At 47.3% G+C, this 17102-nt stretch carries 12 protein-coding genes; 8 read left to right on the plus strand and 4 right to left on the minus strand.

What is annotated here, in order from left to right:
• Positions 1–89: 89 nt before the first annotated feature.
• From nikA to nikE, 4 genes are all read left to right on the plus strand, one after another.
• On the plus strand, positions 90–1646 hold the full coding sequence (gene nikA / locus Q0218_RS07655) for a nickel ABC transporter substrate-binding protein (RefSeq protein WP_297968305.1): 1557 nt from the start codon (positions 90–92) through the stop codon (positions 1644–1646).
• A 141-nt stretch (positions 1647–1787) separates the two neighbouring features.
• Positions 1788–2720, plus strand: coding sequence for a nickel ABC transporter permease subunit NikB (nikB, locus tag Q0218_RS07660; RefSeq protein WP_297968308.1), 933 nt, complete (start codon positions 1788–1790; stop codon positions 2718–2720).
• Positions 2717–3526 (plus strand): nickel ABC transporter permease subunit NikC, encoded by an 810-nt coding sequence (nikC, locus tag Q0218_RS07665; RefSeq protein WP_297968311.1) that lies wholly within the window; start codon positions 2717–2719, stop codon positions 3524–3526. The genes nikB and nikC overlap by 4 nt, the downstream gene beginning before the upstream one ends.
• Positions 3523–6078 carry a nickel ABC transporter ATP-binding protein NikE gene (gene nikE, locus Q0218_RS07670; RefSeq protein WP_297968314.1) on the plus strand — a complete coding sequence of 852 codons (2556 nt, stop codon included), beginning with the start codon at positions 3523–3525 and terminating at the stop codon, positions 6076–6078. The genes nikC and nikE overlap by 4 nt, the downstream gene beginning before the upstream one ends.
• Positions 6079–7295: 1217 nt before the next feature.
• Here the strand turns inward: nikE and Q0218_RS07675 are convergent.
• The 4 genes from Q0218_RS07675 to pta all read right to left on the minus strand — a co-directional run bounded on the left by Q0218_RS07675 (position 7296) and on the right by pta (position 12491).
• Positions 7296–8360 carry a tyrosine-type recombinase/integrase gene (locus Q0218_RS07675; RefSeq protein ID WP_297968317.1) on the minus strand — a complete coding sequence of 355 codons (1065 nt, stop codon included), beginning with the start codon at positions 8358–8360 and terminating at the stop codon, positions 7296–7298.
• 324 nt (positions 8361–8684) lie between these two features.
• Positions 8685–9626, minus strand: a complete 942-nt coding sequence (locus Q0218_RS07680; protein ID WP_297968320.1) for a DUF3137 domain-containing protein — start codon at positions 9624–9626, stop codon at positions 8685–8687.
• Positions 9627–9891: 265 nt separating this feature from the next.
• The gene (locus Q0218_RS07685) at positions 9892–11106 is read right to left on the minus strand and encodes an acetate kinase (protein WP_297968323.1); all 1215 of its coding nucleotides are present in this window, start codon (positions 11104–11106) and stop codon (positions 9892–9894) included.
• Entirely contained in the window at positions 11106–12491 is a 1386-nt protein-coding gene (pta, locus tag Q0218_RS07690) for a phosphate acetyltransferase (protein WP_297968326.1), read from the minus strand. The genes Q0218_RS07685 and pta overlap by 1 nt, the downstream gene beginning before the upstream one ends.
• A 62-nt stretch (positions 12492–12553) precedes the next feature.
• On the opposite strand from pta, the gene flgH reads away from it, so the two are divergent.
• The 4 genes from flgH to lpxD all read left to right on the plus strand — a co-directional run bounded on the left by flgH (position 12554) and on the right by lpxD (position 17048).
• Positions 12554–13255: a flagellar basal body L-ring protein FlgH gene (gene flgH, locus Q0218_RS07695; protein WP_297968329.1), complete on the plus strand. Its 702-nt coding sequence runs from the start codon at positions 12554–12556 to the stop codon at positions 13253–13255.
• A 669-nt stretch (positions 13256–13924) separates the two neighbouring features.
• The gene (locus tag Q0218_RS07700; protein ID WP_297968446.1) at positions 13925–15622 is read left to right on the plus strand and encodes an acetolactate synthase large subunit; all 1698 of its coding nucleotides are present in this window, start codon (positions 13925–13927) and stop codon (positions 15620–15622) included.
• An 8-nt stretch (positions 15623–15630) separates the two neighbouring features.
• Complete coding sequence (gene ilvN / locus Q0218_RS07705) at positions 15631–16092, plus strand: acetolactate synthase small subunit (protein WP_297968447.1); 462 nt, start codon at positions 15631–15633, stop codon at positions 16090–16092.
• A complete protein-coding gene (lpxD, locus tag Q0218_RS07710) occupies positions 16092–17048 on the plus strand; it encodes a UDP-3-O-(3-hydroxymyristoyl)glucosamine N-acyltransferase (protein ID WP_297968331.1) in 957 nt (318 codons plus the stop codon). Before ilvN ends, lpxD begins: the two co-directional genes overlap by 1 nt.
• Positions 17049–17102 lie beyond the last annotated feature (54 nt).

Consider the following 17102-nt stretch of genomic DNA (forward strand, 5'->3'; position numbering starts at 1 on the left):
AACAGATAATACAAAAAAGTATTGTGTATTACTTTTTTATCAAAAAAGGTAATATATTGAAATTTTATGATTTCAAAAAAGGATTTAAAATGATAAAAAAACTTCTCGTTTCCGCAGCTTTTTTAGCGGCTTGTTTTGCGCAAAATCCAAACGATAATACCCTAAATTTCGCCGTTTCTAAAAACGTCGGCGAGCTAAATCCGCATCTATACTCGCCAAATGAAATGTTCGCGCAAGATATGGTTTACGAGGGACTGGTTAAATTTGAAAACGGAGGCAAAATTTCGCCCTGGCTCGCCAAGTCTTGGAGCGTAAGCGACGACGGTAAAATTTATACGTTTGAGCTGCGCCGAGACGTCGTTTTTTCAAACGGCGAAAAATTTAACGCAGCCGCGGTAAAAGCAAATTTCGACGCCGTTTTAGCCAACCGCAAGCGCCATGAGTGGTTAGAGCTTGCTAGACTGATAGACGGTTGCGAGATAGCGGGAGAATTTGAAGTAAAACTAAGCCTAAAAAACGCCTACGAACCGACTCTACGCGAGCTTAGCCTCATACGTCCGTTTAGATTTATCGCTCCTAGCGCGATGAAGGACGGCGGTACGAAAGACGGCGTAAAAGAGCCCGTAGGCACCGGCGCATGGAGATTAGTCGCCACCGAGCGGGGCGTTAGCGATACTTTTGTGAGGAACGATAAATTTTACGGCGAGCTGCCTAAAATTTCTAAAATAGTCGCGCGCGTGATACCGGAGCCAAATACCAAAATCATCGCGCTAAAAACAGGAGAGGTCGATCTCGTATACGGCGGCGAACAGATCCCGATAGATAGCTTTAACGAGCTTAAAAAAGAGTTTGGCTGGGCGGTTTCTCAGCCGGTTTTTACTCTAGTTATCGCATTAAATTCGGCCAAATTTCCTACGAACGACGAAGCGGTTAGAAAGGCGTTAAATTTAAGCGCGAACAAAGATCCTATAGCTCAAAAAATATTTTTTAACGCGGCTAAAAAGGCTGATTTTTTATTTGACGCCTCGGTTCAAAACGCCGACATAAACGCTAGCGCGTATAATTTCGACGTTAAAAAGGCAAATCAAATCCTAGATGCCGCAGGCTACGCGACGGGCAAGGACGGCGTGCGATATAAAGACGGAAAAGCTCTTGAGATAGAGCTCGTATATATCGGCTCAAACGCCGTGCAAAAGGCTATAGGAGAGGTTTTGAGAGCTAATTTTTCTAAAATCGGCGTTAGGTTAAATTTAAAAGCCGACGAGGCGACTATCTTTTACAAAAAGCAAAAAACCGGCGATTTTGGCGCCGTATTTAACTCCACTTGGGGCGCGCCTTACGATCCTCAGGCTTTTTTAGCTTCGATGAGATTGCCCGCGCACGCCGATTATCAAGCTCAGCTAGGACTAGCTGATAAAGCGCAAATCGACGAGAAAATCGAACGTATCGCGCTTAGCCTGGACGCAAAAGAAAGACGTGATCTAACTCGCGATGTTTTAACGCGCCTGCACGAGAGCGCGGTGTATATTCCTATCGTTTACGAGACGACTAAGGCGCTTTGGAACAAGCGCGTAAAAGGCGTGGAATTTGACGCTTTAAAAGACCGCATACCGTTTGAAAAGATGAGCCTGGACGCTGCAAAATAATGCGTAAATCGCTTCTTTACGGCAATCGTCTTTGGCTAGTTTTTGTTTTTTTCGAGTCGTTTTTCGGGCTATTTTTGCGCGGTACTGAGTTAAATTTACCTCTTGCGCCGCGCTTATTTGTATATTATTTAGAGCTTAAATATGCTTAAATTTATCGTTAAACGCCTGCTTTTGCTTATTCCCGTCATGTTTGCGGTTAGCGTTTTGATATTTGCGCTACTGCGGCTAAACGGCACAGACGCGGCTATGAGCTATCTAAACGCCTCGGGTATCGCGCCTACGGACGAGGCTTTGGCTCACGCTAGAGCGCAGCTTAACCTAGATAAGCCGATTTTTGAGCAGTACGCGGTTTGGCTAAAAGACGCCTCTAGCCTAAATTTCGGCGCGTCATACATTACCGGTAGGGCTGTTAGCGAGGATATGGCGCACTATTTTCCGGCCACGCTAAAGCTAGCTGCGCTAGGGCTATTTTTCACGCTTGTTTTGTCCGTTCCGATGGGCATACTTTCAGCGATCTATAATGATAAATTTATCGACTACGCCGTGAGGTTTGTTTCGTTTTTGGGCGTTTGTACGCCGAATTTTTGGCTAGGATTTTTGTTGATTTTGCTATTTTCCGTGCATCTTAAAATTTTACCGCCTTTTGGCGCGGGCGGAATTTCTCATCTTTTGATGCCGGCTTTTGCGATATCTTTTATGTCTATCGCGGTAAATTCTCGCCTCATCCGCGCAAATTTACTCGAAATCAAAAGCAAACGCCACGTGAGCTATGCTAGGATGCGCGGATTATCCGCCTCTCGCGTACTCTTTAGCCACGTGTTTAAAAACGCTTCGCTGCCGGTCGTTACGGCGCTTGGTATGCATATAGGCGAGCTAGTAGGCGGCGCGATGGTGATAGAAAGCGTATTTGCGTATCCGGGCATCGGCAGATATGCGGTCGAGGCCATCATAAACAACGACTATCCCGTGATTCAGTGCTTTATTTTACTGATGGCGTTTGCGTTTGCTATTAGCAACCTCGTTATAGACGTGCTTTACGCCTTTATAGATCCCCGTATAAGGACTAACGCGTGAAAAAAATTTGGCTGGTTTTTGCCTGTTTTACCGCGTTTGCGATGATTTTTATCATGCTTTTCGCGCCTTTGCTAGCGCCATTTGATCCAAACGAGATCGATTTAGCAGCTAAATTTGAGCCTGCCAGTCTTTCTCATTTTTTAGGCACGGATCATCTTGGCAGAGACGTATTTTCTAGGCTTTTATCGGCTACTAGCATATCGCTGGGTTCGGCGTTTGCGACTATTTTTTTGATACTTTTTTTGGGGATTTTAGTCGGCGGGACGGCGGGATTCGTCGGCGGACGAACGGATCAAATTTTAATGCGGGTTTGCGACGTGTTTTTTAGCGTGCCTACCGTCATTTTAGCGCTATTTTTAGTGGGGGTTTTAGGGACGGGAATGATAAACGTCGTTATCGCTATCTCCGCATCGCACTGGGCGTGGTACGCTAGGATAGTGCGCAGTATCGTACTAAGCCTAAAAAATGCCGATTACGTGCTGATAACTAGGACTTCGGGCGCAAGCGAAACGGTAAATTTCAAAAAAAATATGCTCCGTCCGATCATCGCTCAGTGTGCGGTGCTGGCGTCTTTAGATATAGGACATATCGTGCTGCATATTTCAGGGCTTAGCTTTTTAGGTCTTGGCGTAAAAGCGCCCGCGGCCGAGTGGGGCGTGATGATTAGCGACGCCAAGGAGTACGTTTTTAGCCATCCCGAGCTTATTTTTTATCCGGGTATCGCGATATTTTTGTGCGTGATGAGCTTTAATATCATCGGCGAGAACCTACAAGAGCGCCTAGGCGCGGTATCGGAGGATAGATGAGTCAGAGTCTGGCAAAGGATATTTTAGAAATTAAAAATTTATGCGTAAGCGCCGGACAAACGCAGCTGGTACGCGGGCTAAATTTACGACTAGCTTCGGGACGCATAACCGCCCTCGTCGGAAAAAGCGGCAGCGGCAAGACGCTAAGCGCGCTAACCTTGCAAGGCTTTACGCCCACGGGCTTAAGCTCTAGCGCGGATATTTTTTTAAACGGACGAAGGCTTGACGTCGCGGCGCGGCGCGGTAAAATTTTCGCCTCCGTTATGCAAAATCCAAAAAGCGCGTTTAACCCTCTGCTAAGCATCGGCGCGCACGCTAAAGAGACCGCGGATGCGGCGAATTTGAGCCGAAATTTAGCGCCAGAAGCCGGATTTTTTAAGGCGATGGGATTAGGAGTTAAAAGAGCTAAGGCCGCCTTTAAAAATCAGCCCGCTTCCGCGCAATCTCAAATCAAACTAGCCATGCGCGCGGTAGGGCTTGAGGAGGGCGCACTAAAGCTATATCCGCACGAGATGAGCGGCGGCATGTTGCAGCGAGCGATGATAGCTTTAGCTCTGCTTAGCGGGGCTAAATTTATCGTCGCAGACGAGCCTACGACCGACCTTGATCTCGTTTCGCAGGCTAAAATTTTAACTCTCTTGCGCGACGCGGCGCGTCAAACGGGCGCGGGAGTGCTGCTGATAACGCACGATCTTTCCGTAGTGGCTAAGCTTGCGGACGATGTTTACGTTATGGAGCGGGGCGAACTAGCTCAAAGCGGCGATACGCGCGAGATATTTTCGGCGCCGACTTTGGCTGCGACAAGAGAGCTTTTGCGGGCTCATTTTGCGCTTTACGCCGGTATGACGGGAGAGTTTAGCCGCCAAAAAACCGCAAATGAAGCTAAATTTATAAAACCCGGCGCCTATGATTTGCGGACGTTTAGCGCGCAAGTAGCGCAGGATTCTAAGCCGGGGTCTTGCAAGCTAAAATTTAGCGAGGATAAATTTACCCAAGCTAACGAGCCTAAGGAACCCGAGCAAATTTATGCCCCGGGAGGGCTTCTTTGCGCGGCGGAGGCGAAATTCCACGCTCCAAGCGAGCCGCAAGGAGACGATCTAAAAGAGGGCTACAAGGACGAAAAACGCCTCTGCGCAGAGGCTAGCGACCCAAATGCTAAGACAAACCCTAAAACAAGTACCCAAACGGGCGCTCCTAAAAACGAACAAGACGCGCAAAGCTCGGACGCAAACAAAATAGCACAAAACGATAAGGATATGCAAAACCGCGCTTTGAGCCCGGAAAATGGGCGAAAAACAGCTTCGGTAAGCGCAAATGAGGATTTACCTAGCCAGGACGCGCCGATTTTTAAATTTAACGACGAGGCCGATTTTTTTGAACTAAAATCTCAAGCGGCGGAGCCAAATTTAGACACGCAAGACGAGCGTGTCAGCTATGACGGCGGCTATGTCTTTAGCTCCAGCAAAGATAACTTGCTAGAGCAAGGCAAAGATACAAACGGTGCAAACAACGAAAAAACGAGCTTTGGCGTCAAAAACAAGGTAGATAAAAGCGCTATAAATTTAACGAAAAATCAAGCCGTTTGGGCCAAAGCGCATGCAAGTTTGATGGATAAAAACGCCGAAAATAGCGCAACCAAAACGCAGAGTCAAACAGCGTCCGCACAAGAGGACGCAAACAAAGCCGCGCTAGACGATGCTGCTTTTGCTGACTGCTGGCAAACGCACCAGGACCTGACCTGGCCTAATGCAGAAGAAAACACTCGCGACCCCAAGCTCTCGCCTCTACTAAAGTCATGCGGTATCGGCTTCGGATTTGAGAGCGTATCGTTTTTGGGCAAGCGTACTCGCAAGGACGTTTTAAAGGGCGTTAGCTTTGAGATAAGGCAGGGCGAGGCTCTGGGGCTACTGGGCAAATCAGGCTGCGGCAAAAGTACGCTAGCCAAGGTTTTGACCGGGCTTTTGCATCCTAGCGAGGGCTGGGTGGAATTTGATGGCCGTAGACTAAATTTAACGGATTTGGATGCAAAAAGGGAGTTTTATTCGCAAGCTCAAATCGTATTTCAAGACGCGCCAAGCGCCGTAAATCCGCGATTAAGCGTGCGAGAAGTTATCGAAGAGCCGCTGCTATATCTAACCCGCATGCCCGCGGCGCAGCGACTAGAGCGCATAAGGCGGCTACTAAAAACGCTTGAGATAGACGAGAGTTTTTTAAACAAAAAAGCCTCGTTATTAAGCGGAGGACAGCTCTCGCGGGTAACGATTGCGCGCGCTTTGGCGGCTGAGCCTAGGCTGGTCGTTTTAGACGAAGCGCTAAGCTCTCTTGACGCGCCTTTGCAAACATCGATCCTGCGTGTGCTTGAGCGGCTAAAGGGTAAAATTTCGTTTCTTTTTATCACGCACGACATTAGGCTCGCGCGGATATTTTGTGACCGTATCGTTTTGATGGATGAGGGGCGTATCGTGCAGACGGCTACGGCTTTTCAGAGCTTTACCTGTGCGGCGGGTAAGGAGCTAGAAAGCGCCGTACTGCCTCCGTTTCCGAGTTTTTAGCCTGTTTTATTTAAAATTTAGGCTACGTATCGGCTCGCTTTTTTAGCCGTTTTAAAAATTTATAGCCGATTTAGGGTCGTTGCGGCGTGATATAGCGCTAGTTTTTTGCATACCGACAAACTCTTGCGGTTAGATTTTAGTTAAACTTGCTCGGCGATTAAAATGGCTTTAGCATTAAATAATTAATGTAGTTAAATTTAAATAGTGTTTATAAAATATCCGTCGCGAAGTCTAAGGCTTTGATTTTACTCGGCTCGTTAAGGCGGCTATGGGCGCTATTTTACCGCCTTTTTATTGCTTTAAGGGAAGCTTATTTGTGTAGATACGGCGCAGCGGCTTAAGGCGCCAAATCGCTTCAGAAGTAACGCCTAAAGCGCTATATAGCGCCAAAATACCGCCGTGATTTGATGTTTGTAACAAAATTTCGGTTAAGATTAAAATAGCTAAATTTACGGCATTGCGGTAAAAAGCCGCTTTTTAGCACAAATCGCAAAAATTTAGCGATCAGATCGGCATAATCGGTAAGATTCCGTAATATTTTATATATAATTTTACGAAAAATATTATGTATTTCTGTAAATTTGCTGCATATTAGTGCGGTTTATTAAATTTTACGACCGTAAAATTACATATTCATAGATATTCTGCGCTTTAGGATTAACGAATCTCGCATTTTACGTTAAATTTGATACAAAAATACGGCGACTCGGGAATAAGCGGCGGTAAATTTAAAATTTATTTCTAGTAAGCCAAATCAAATCTGAAAGAAAATATTTAATATTTTTGCTAATTTATAAACCCAAAAAACTCTTAAATTTTTAAACCTACGGCCGAGCTCGTAATCCGGCCCCAAAAACATATAATGTCGCCTAAAATTTTAAAAAAATTAGAAAGTAAAAAATCATTTTTGGTTTTTTTAAAAGTACCGTGCAAATTTAGCTAATTTTTCTCGTTTTTCTCGTTTTGCTAAAACGCGATAAATGCGCGAAGCTTACGCCGTGAAAGTACGGATTTATGTGGCAAATTGGGCAAAACTGGCAAAATCCGCACTTGAACAAACGCTAAAAAACAAAGACGCAAACGAGTAAGAATTTAAAATAAATTTTTTAAAAACATCGCATAAAAATCCAAAAAGCCCGAAATAAAAATTACAGACGGGCAAGCAAAGCGCGAGGATTACGGCTGTTTAAATGCCTCAAGCAACGGGCTTAGCGGCGTTACTCCTCGCTTAGTTCCTCGGCTACCTGCGCGGCGAGCTTTAGCTTTTCGCTATCAAAATGCGTGTAAATGCGCGAGGTGTTCAGACTCGCGTGCCCAAGCGCTTCTTGCACTAAAACCAGGTCTTTTTGCTTTTTGTAAAGCATCGTGGCAAAGGTATGACGCAGCATGTGAGCGCCGTTTTTTTCCTTACGGATGCCTGCTTTAAAGAGTATCTGCTCGACGATGCGGCTCACGTAGGCCTGCGTTAGGCGCGTGCCTTTTTTATTGATAAAAAGATAGCCTTCTTTATTTATGTAGTTTATCGCGATCGCGTCTAGGTGGACTTCGATGAGGCGGCGCTTGATCATGACGACGCGGTATTTGTTACCTTTGCCGCGGATTCTTATGACGTAGAGCTCGCCGTCCTCGGTTATGTCTTTGCGCTTTAGGTTTAGCGCTTCGCTCACGCGTATGCCGGTAAAAATGATAATTTTGATGATGAGCTTATTGCGATTGGCGTTGCTTTTAAACTCCGCATTTTCGATCGCTTCCAAGAATCTCTTGACCTCATCCTCGCTCATAAACTCAGGCAGCTTTTGCCCGCGCGCTCCGCCCACGCCGCCCCAGTTTTTTAGCTCGATGTCAAAGACGTGCGCCTTGCCGTCCTCTTCGTTTTGCTTATCCAAAAATGCGAAAAAATTTATCGCGCTTATGCGGTAGTTTTTCTTACTCGCGTCGCTAAGCCCGCCCGTGACGCTAGCTAGCACCTCGCTTAGCAGCTCTTCGTCGATCTGCTTTAGGCTCTCTAGCTCGTAAAATTTGAGCGTCTCGAATATCTTTTTAAGCGGATTAAAGTATGTATTTATGCCAGTTAGTCCCGCGTTTCTAGCCGATTTTACGAGGCCGTCTAGCTGGTCGATGTTTTTTATCTCGCGGCTAAGGGCGAAATTTACGCTTGCTAGCGCCTTTGGGTCGCGAAGCTCTTTGTTTGAGAGCGAGCTAAGCTTAAATTTGACGTAACGAGTCAGCCAAAATATAAACGAGTTTTCAAAACTATCCTTGCAATCAAGCGCGTATTTCAAGATATTTTCCTTAAATTTATAAAAATGTGAAAAGCATTATAGCTAAAATCTGCGCTATTTTGCCCGTCTAAAATCGTTTAATCTTTGTATAAATTTAATGTCGCAAATAAAGCTTTAAACGGCAAAAGGCGATAAATTTAAGCGCACTAAATTACGAGGTAGCGATAAACCTAAATTTTGCGTTCGGATTTAGCAAAAGAGGGCAAATTTACGCAAAAATTTAGGCTTAAAGTTGCGCTTTTGCGGTAACGCGCATAAATTTACGTCGCACAAAACCCCCAAACCCAATGAGCCTAAATTTAGTCGAAAAATCGCTTACGAAAATTATTGTAGATAAATATCTAAGCTCAAATTTAGCTCGTCGATGACGCTAAGCATCTGCCTCACGTATCTTTGCTCGCGGCGAGCCTCGGCGATGTCTAGTTTATCAAAAAGCTGCCCCTCGAAAAAATTTCTCCTACTAAAGCAAAATAGATAAAATTTGTTATCCATAAAGGCCGCGCTCGGCGATTTTAGCGTGTTTTTGTAGGCCTTGAGCATATTTAGCTTGCCCATAAACGCAGGCGTGAGCAGATATCTCGCCTCCACCTTGTCGGTCGTAAAAACTCTAAAATTTTCGTTAAATTTGACGTCGTCGAGCAACTCTTTTTCGCCTAAAAATTTAGTATTAAAATCCTTGCTAACGGCGATTGTTTTGCCGTTAAATTTCTTGTTAAACTCGCACTTTAGCACGCTACCTTTAAAGTCCGAATACTTATCAAACCCATACTTTAGCAGGATAAATGCGGCGACGTATTTGTTATTTATCCGCGGATATTCGCGCTCATGGCTAATAATCTCGCACAAGTTAAATTTGACGCCTTTATATACGCCGCGCACGCTATCTTCGCTGTAAAATATGCTCGGTCTATAAATCCCCGCCGCGTCAAATTCGCTCTGCGAGATGCCGCCGTAAGAGCTATACGTAAAGCTCTCGTCGATATCTTTGATGAGCGCGGGGATAAAAACTTCTTTATAAAATTCGTTGTACTCGTTCTGTGCCCTGTCGATATCTACTAACTTTGACGATAGCCAAAATAGCAGACAAAAGAACAATATTAGTAAAACAGGGGCCACTCCGCTACCTAGATCAAAAATCTTAAGCGCCGCTAAAAATAGGGCAAAAACGCCGATACAAAGGGCGATAAGAGTGGGCGTTCCAGCCGCTGCGGCTCGGCACTCTTTTTGTTTTTTCACGGTTAATAAAAATGCTTGCGAAAGGGTCATTTGCTCGCTTTTGATTAAATTTTACGTAAATTTTGACCGAGCGCGGCTTAAAATAAAGTAAATTCGGGCGGGTAAATTTGAGCTAGAAATTTCAAAATTTGGAGTAAAATTCGACTCAGCGTAAATTTGAAATTTACCGCCGCTTTTAATCGTAAATTTAAGATCAAATTTGACCGAGTCCTAGAAGCGACTCGTCAAATTTGCTTTAAGCGCCAAATCAAAGCGGCAAACGCGCCGACAAAAGCTCAAATTTAAGCGGTCAAATTTAGAGATTTTCTATCACCCTTTTTGTTTCTAGCGCGATTTCTAGCTCCTCGTTAGTGGGTACGACGAGAGTTTTTACCGTAGCGCCAGAGGCGCTTAGATCGCGTATGCCGCCGCTAGCGGCGAAATTTAGCTCGTGATCGATCCTGATACCCATGTGCGTTAGATCATTGCAGATTTTCTCGCGGCTATACGGGGCGTTTTCGCCGATACCGCCGGTAAAAACGACTGCGTCCACTCGGCCCAAAACCGCGTAATACGCGCCGATGTATTTTTTTATACGGTAGCAAAACATCTCAAAGGCTAGATGCGCGCGCTCGTCGCCTTCGTGCATTTTGGCGACCACTTCGCGCATGTCGTTTGAGCCGCAGATGCCCAGCAGTCCGCTTTTTTTGTTTAAAAACGCGTCTATGCCATCAGCCGTGAGCTCGCCTAAATTTAAAAGATAAGTAAGCACCGCAGGATCCATATCGCCGCTTCTAGTGCCCATTATCAGGCCTTCTAGCGGGCTTAAGCCCATCGAGGTATCGACGCTTTTACCCCCTTGCACGGCACAGGCGGAGGCTCCGTTGCCAAGATGCAGCGAGATAGCGTTAAATTCCTCGTACGGCACGCCTAGATACTCGGCTGCTTTTTTGGTTATGTAGTGGTGCGAAGTACCGTGAAAGCCGTATCTGCGGATATGTAGCCTCTTGCAAAGATCAAACGGCAGAGCGTAGCGGTAGGCGTACTCGGGGATAGTTTGATGAAACACGGTATCAAAAACAACGACATGAGGCACTTTTTTGCCGCTTCCGTTTTTGTCCGTTTCTTGCATGGCGTTTCTTATGCCTGCTAGGTGGCCTGGGTTGTGAAGGGGCGCTAGAACGGAGTTTTGCTCGATTTTGGCGATCACGTCAGGGGTGACTAGAGCCGAGTCGCTAAAGCTCTCGCCGCCGTGCACGATGCGGTGTCCGACGCCGTCAAGTTCGCTAAAATCATGCAAAATATTTGAGCTAGCAAACAGCCGCCTCATCGCCTCAAGCCCCTCGTGGTGGTCTTTTAGCGGCGCGCGCTCCTCGTAAATTTTATCCGCGCTAACGTCTTTTAGCTTGGCGTAGGAGCTTGTTTCGCCGATCTTTTCGACTAGGCCGCTAGCGATGACGCGGTTATCCGCCATATCAAAAAGCTGAAATTTAACCGACGAGCTGCCTGAGTTTAAAACCAAAATTTTCACTATTTTCCTCCTTCGTTTGCGGCTTGTATCGCGCTTATTAGAACCGTATTTACGACGTCGCCCACGCCGCATCCGCGACTTAGGTCGTTTACGGGTTTTTTTAGACCTTGCAAGATCGGTCCGACGGCGACGCAGTTTGCGCTTCGTTGCGCGATTTTATAGCCGATGTTGCCCGAGTTTAAATTTGGAAATACAAAAACGTTCGCGCGGCCGGCTACGTCGCTGTTTGGCAGCTTTTTGCGCGCTACGGCCGGATCTATGGCTGCGTCGTACTGCACGGGAGCTTCGATTTTTAGGGCGGGGTCTAGCTCTCGCGCTATCTCGCCCGCGCTCCTAACCAGGTCTATATCCGCACCGCTGCCGCTATCTCCGCTAGAGTAGCTTAGCATCGCTACCCGCGGCTCCAGTCCGAACGCGCGCGCCGTATCCGCCGAGGCTAGGGCGATTTGGGCTAGTTGCTTGGCATCCGGGTTTGGATTTATCGCGCAGTCGGCGTAGATCAGGATCTCCTCGTCAAAGCACATTATAAACGAGCTTGAAACTAGCGGGCTATCAGGGCGGGTTTTGATGATCTGAAGCGCAGGTCGGATAGTGTGCGCCGTGGTCGTGTTTGCGCCGCTCACCATGGCGTCCGCGAGCCCTTCTTGCACCAGCATCGTAGCAAAATACGTCCTATCTCGCACGAGCTCGTGGGCTTGTTCCATGCTTACGCCCTTGCTTTTGCGAGCTTCAAAAAGCGCGGCGGTTAGGTGATCTGCATACTCGTTTTTTTCTAAATTTATAAATCGCGCGCCGCTTAAATTTACTCCGAGCTTCTCCGCGTCAAATTTAACCTTGTTTTCGTCACCCAAAAGAATCAAATTTACAGTACTGCTTTTTAGTAAAATTTCGCTCGCTCTTAGTATCCGCTCGTCTTCGCTTTCGGGCAAAACGACGGTTTTTTTATCTTTTGCGGCGAGTTTAAATAGTGAGCTTTCAAACCTCAAAGGCGTGATTATATCTTGCTTTGCGTTTAAAATTTCATCTAAATTTCCGCTTACGATCAGCCTTGAGTTTCGCGTAAAAAAGCTCAAATTTTCGCGGCAAAAAACCGGAACGTTTAAATTTCTAGCTATCTGTAAATTTAGCTCTATTTCGCCGATATTTGCGATACTTTTTGTGGGTTTAACAAGTACGAAATCAGCGCTCTCGGCTAGGCGGTCAAACTCATCTATCATGCTTTTAAAAAACTCACGCTCGCTGCCGTTTTCAAAAGCTTTTTTGGCATTTTCGAGCCCGTAAAAATCATTGATGGGGTCAAAAACGGCTACATTTTCAAATTTTGTTGATATAATTTCGTAAATTTCTTGAAAATTCGCGCCAAGCGCAAGGATAGAATCGGCCATAATTTTCCTTTTGGAACTTGATTTGCTTATTTTATCGTAAAATTTTCACTTTAAGGTAAAACGTGAGAAAAAATATTTACTTTTGCGCCCTTGCAGCAGCGTTTTTGAGCGGGTGTTTACCTAGCGCCGACCCTCGCATAGATATGAAGCCGCCAGTTTACGTCGAGCAGCTTCCCGCCAAACAGGTCAATAACCAACCAAACGCGGGCAGTCTTTTTGGTCGCGGCGACAACCCGCTTTTTGCCGACCGCAAGGCGATGAACGTAAACGATATCGTAACCGTCGTCATCAGCGAGCGCGCCAACCAAAGCTCCAGCGGTAAGCACGACACGAGCAAAAACAGCGCGATAAGCCTTGGCGGAGGACTGTTTAGCGCGGGCTCTGCGCCGCTATCTACGCTGGCTACCCAGCTAAACAAGGCCGGAGATATCGGCTTTAGCGCGGGCAATAAAAACGAATTTACGGGTGCGGGATCTAGCGTGCGCGCAGAGGCATTTACGACTACGATTTCAGCGCGCATCATCAAGGTACTAGAAAACGGCAACTACTTTATCGAGGGCTCGCGCGAACTGCTCATAAACGGCGAAAAACAGATCATGCAGCTTAGCGGCGTGATCCGCCCGTACGACATCTCAAATGCCAACGAGATCGACTCGCGCTACATCGCCGACGCCAAGATCTTATATAAAACCGAAGGCGACGTGGATAGGGCGACGAGGAAGCCGTGGGGGACGAAGCTTATGGAGGCTATCTGGCCTTTTTAGTCTCCTTTGTTTTTTGGCGGCTTGTCTTTTTTCTTTATACATCGTTAGAAATATCGCCGAAGCTCGGTTACGTATTATTTATACGCGCCCTCGCTCGGCTCATTTCCGCCTCGTCTAAAGAAAAAATACTTCGCCTTATCGTTTTACGCTCAAATTTGACATTAAATTTAAAAATTTGAGCCGCCAAAACCCGTACCTTGAAAACGTAAATTTAAATTTGCGACGCTTTGCCTGCAAGGCAAGGCAGTGTCGCCACATCTCACGTGCAGTGGGGTTAGAGAGGGCTTGGGAGAGGAAGGGGCGACGCTTCGTAAGTAGAATCCCCTTCCTCTCCCGAAAAAAAGAAAAAGGGAGCTCTTTTGCATCGCTACGCTCGCAACTGCAAAGTAGAGCGTAATTCAAGCCCTTTTCGCCTTAACAAGAAAGATTGATTTGCGCAAAAACCCTAACTAAATTTGATTAAACCAAATTTAGTATCTTAAAGGTGCGGGTCTCGGCGAGCAAAATTTAAAAACCATCCAAATTTGAGCCTTTCTAAATTTCGCTCACAAATTTACTCAAATTTAAGCCCTTTCAAAGCACGGCCTAAATTCTAAGCCCGGTTTTACGCCTTTTTAAACCTTAAAGCTGTATAATCGGGGTCAAATTTATCAAAAGGCGATACAGATGATAAAAGGTATTTCTGGTTCGCGCATGGTTATGGAAGCCTTGCGCGAAGAGGGCGTAGACACGGTTTTTGGTTACCCGGGCGGCGCGGCGCTAAACATCTACGACGAGACATACAAGCAGAGTTATTTCAGACACGTTTTGACGCGTCACGAGCAGGCTGCCGTGCACGCAGCAGACGGCTACGCGCGCGCTAGCGGCAAGGTCGGAGTGGCGTTTGTGACGAGCGGCCCCGGTTTTACAAACGCGGTCACGGGTCTAGCAACCGCATACTCGGATAGTATTCCGCTTATATTAATCAGCGGCCAGGTTCCAACCTCGCTTATCGGCACGGACGCCTTTCAGGAGATCGACGCCGTGGGCATCTCTCGCCCGTGCGTGAAGCATAACTACCTCGTGCGCAGTATCGAGGAGCTGCCGCGCATCCTAAAAGAGGCCTTTTATATCGCTCGCTCGGGACGCCCGGGGCCCGTTCACGTCGATATCCCAAAGGATATAACCGCGGCCGTTGGGGATTTTGATTACCCGACCGAGATAAAGATGCCGACGTACAAACCGACCTACAAAGGCAACGCAAAGCAGATCAAAAAGGCGCTCGAGGTCATCGCCGAGGCCAAACGCCCGCTACTTTATCTAGGAGGCGGCGTCGTAGCGGCGAACGCTAGCGAGCTTGTGCGTAAATTTAGCGCAAAGACGGGCATCCCAGCAGTCGAAACGCTGATGGGGCTTGGCGTCCTAGCGCACGAGGATAAAAATCTACTCTCTATGGTCGGCATGCACGGCAGCTACGCGGCAAATATGGCGATGAGCGAAACCGATCTCATCATCGCGCTTGGCGTGCGGTTTGACGACCGCGTGACGGGCAAGCTAAGCGAATTTGCCAAACACGCCAAAATCATCCACGTCGATATCGACCCTAGCTCGATCTCAAAGATCGTAAACGCGCACTTCCCGATCGTGGGCGATCTAAATTTCGTCCTAGAAGAGATGCTGGGAAAAGTAACCGTAAACGAGCAAAATTTGACCTCGTGGCACGAGATCTTGGCTCGCTACGACGCGCTAAATCCGCTGGATTACAAAGATAGCGACGAAGTCCTAAAGCCGCAGTTGGTCGTGCGCGAAACGGCTAAAATTTTAAAAGAATCCGGCAAAGACGCCCTGGTCGCCACCGACGTCGGCCAGCATCAGATGTGGGTCGCGCAGTTTTATCCGTTTGATAGGCCGCGTCAGCTGATAACTAGCGGAGGTCAGGGGACTATGGGATACGGCCTACCAGCAGCAGTCGGAGCAAAGATAGCAAAACCTGAAGACATCGTCGTAAATTTCACCGGCGACGGCTCGATCCTGATGAATATCCAAGAGCTGATGACCGCCACCGAGATAGATAAGCCCGTCATTAACATTATCTTAAACAACAACTTCCTAGGCATGGTGCGCCAGTGGCAGACCTTTTTTTACGGCGAGCGCTACTCTTCGACCGACCTTAGCCTGCAGCCTGATTTCGTAAAAATCGCGGAGGGATTTGGCGCGGTAGGCTTTGTTTGCCGCACGAAAGACGAGTTTTGCTCCGCGCTAAAAGAGGCGATGATCTGTGGCAAAACGGCGATGTTAGACGTGCGCGTGGATAGATTTGAGGACGTACTGCCGATGGTTCCTGCGGGCGCAGCGATATATAATATGATCTTAAAAAGCAAGGAATAAAAATGAGCATAAGAAGAGTGATTTCAGTCATCGTGCTAAACGAGCACGGCGTTTTATCGCGCATTTCCGGGCTTTTTGCAGGGCGCGGATACAACATCGACACGCTCACGGTAGCACCGATCCCGAGCACCGAGCTTTCTCGTATCAGTATCGTCACTAGCGGCGACGAGCGCGTGCTAGAGCAGATCGTAAAGCAGCTACACAAACTAATACCGACCTACAAAGTCATCGAAAGCGGCGAATTCGTAGAAAAAGAAATGGCGCTGGTAAAAATCCCGCTAAGCGAAAATTTCGGCGGGCTGGATGCGATACTAAAGGCCTACAACGGCATCGTAGCCAACACCAACGAAAACTACATCGTAGTCATGGTTAGCGACGACGCGAGTAGGATAGAAAATTTCCTCAAAGCTATCAAAAAATTTAACCCCGCAGACGTCGTTCGCGGCGGTTCCGTACTAATGGACTTGTGATGAAATTAAGCGAAATTTATAAAATTTTGGGGCTTGAGTTTAGCGGCGAAGAACTAGAGATCACGGCTCTAAATTCGCTCTCAAACGCAGGAGCCGGCGAGCTTAGCTACTGCGATAGCGAGAAAAACGCTAAATTTATCGAAGGCTCAAAGGCGGGCGCTATTTTAGTCGCGTCAAATTTAAAAGAGCTCGTTGGCGCGCAAAGTAGGGCGGTAGTAGTAGAAAACCCGCACCTTGCCTTTGCTATATTAAGCGAATATTTCGCAAAAGAGCTTCTAGCATCCCAGCCGCAGCCGGCGCAAATTTCGCCAAGCGCAAAGATAATGCCAAACGTCTACGTGGGCTCAGGTGCCGCGATCGGCGACAACACGCTCATTATGGCCGGCGCCTACGTCGGCGATAACGTAAAAATCGGCGCAAACTGCGTCATCCACCCAAACGTCGTCATCTATAACGACACCGTTATCGGCAACGGTTGCCGTATCAACGCAAATGCCGTCATCGGTAGCGACGGCTTTGGCTACGCACACACGAAAACGGGCGAACACGTGAAAATTTACCACAACGGCAACGTCGTTTTAGAGGATTTCGTCGAGATCGGCGCGTGCACGACGATAGACCGCGGCGTGTTTGAAAGCACGGTCGTAAAAGCGTACGCCAAGATCGATAACCTCGTGCAAATCGGCCACAACTGCGAGATAGGCTACGGCTCGATACTGGTCTCTCAGGTAGGGCTCGCAGGCTCGACCAAGCTGGGACGCAACGTCGTGATGGGCGGACAAAGCGGCTCTGCGGGACATTTAAAAGTCGGCGACTTTGCCCAGATAGCGGCGCGCGGTGGCGTGTCAAAGGATATCGCTGGCGGCAAAAAATACGCAGGCGCATATCCGATAATGGAGCTGGCTGAGTTTTTCAAACTGCAAGCTAAGATCGCGAGATTTTTTAAGAAAAACTAAAATTAGACGGCTTTTACGTAATAGCCGTCTAATTTAAAGACATAAATTTAAACG

Source organism: uncultured Campylobacter sp. (assembly GCF_938039245.1).
GTDB lineage: Bacteria > Campylobacterota > Campylobacteria > Campylobacterales > Campylobacteraceae > Campylobacter_A.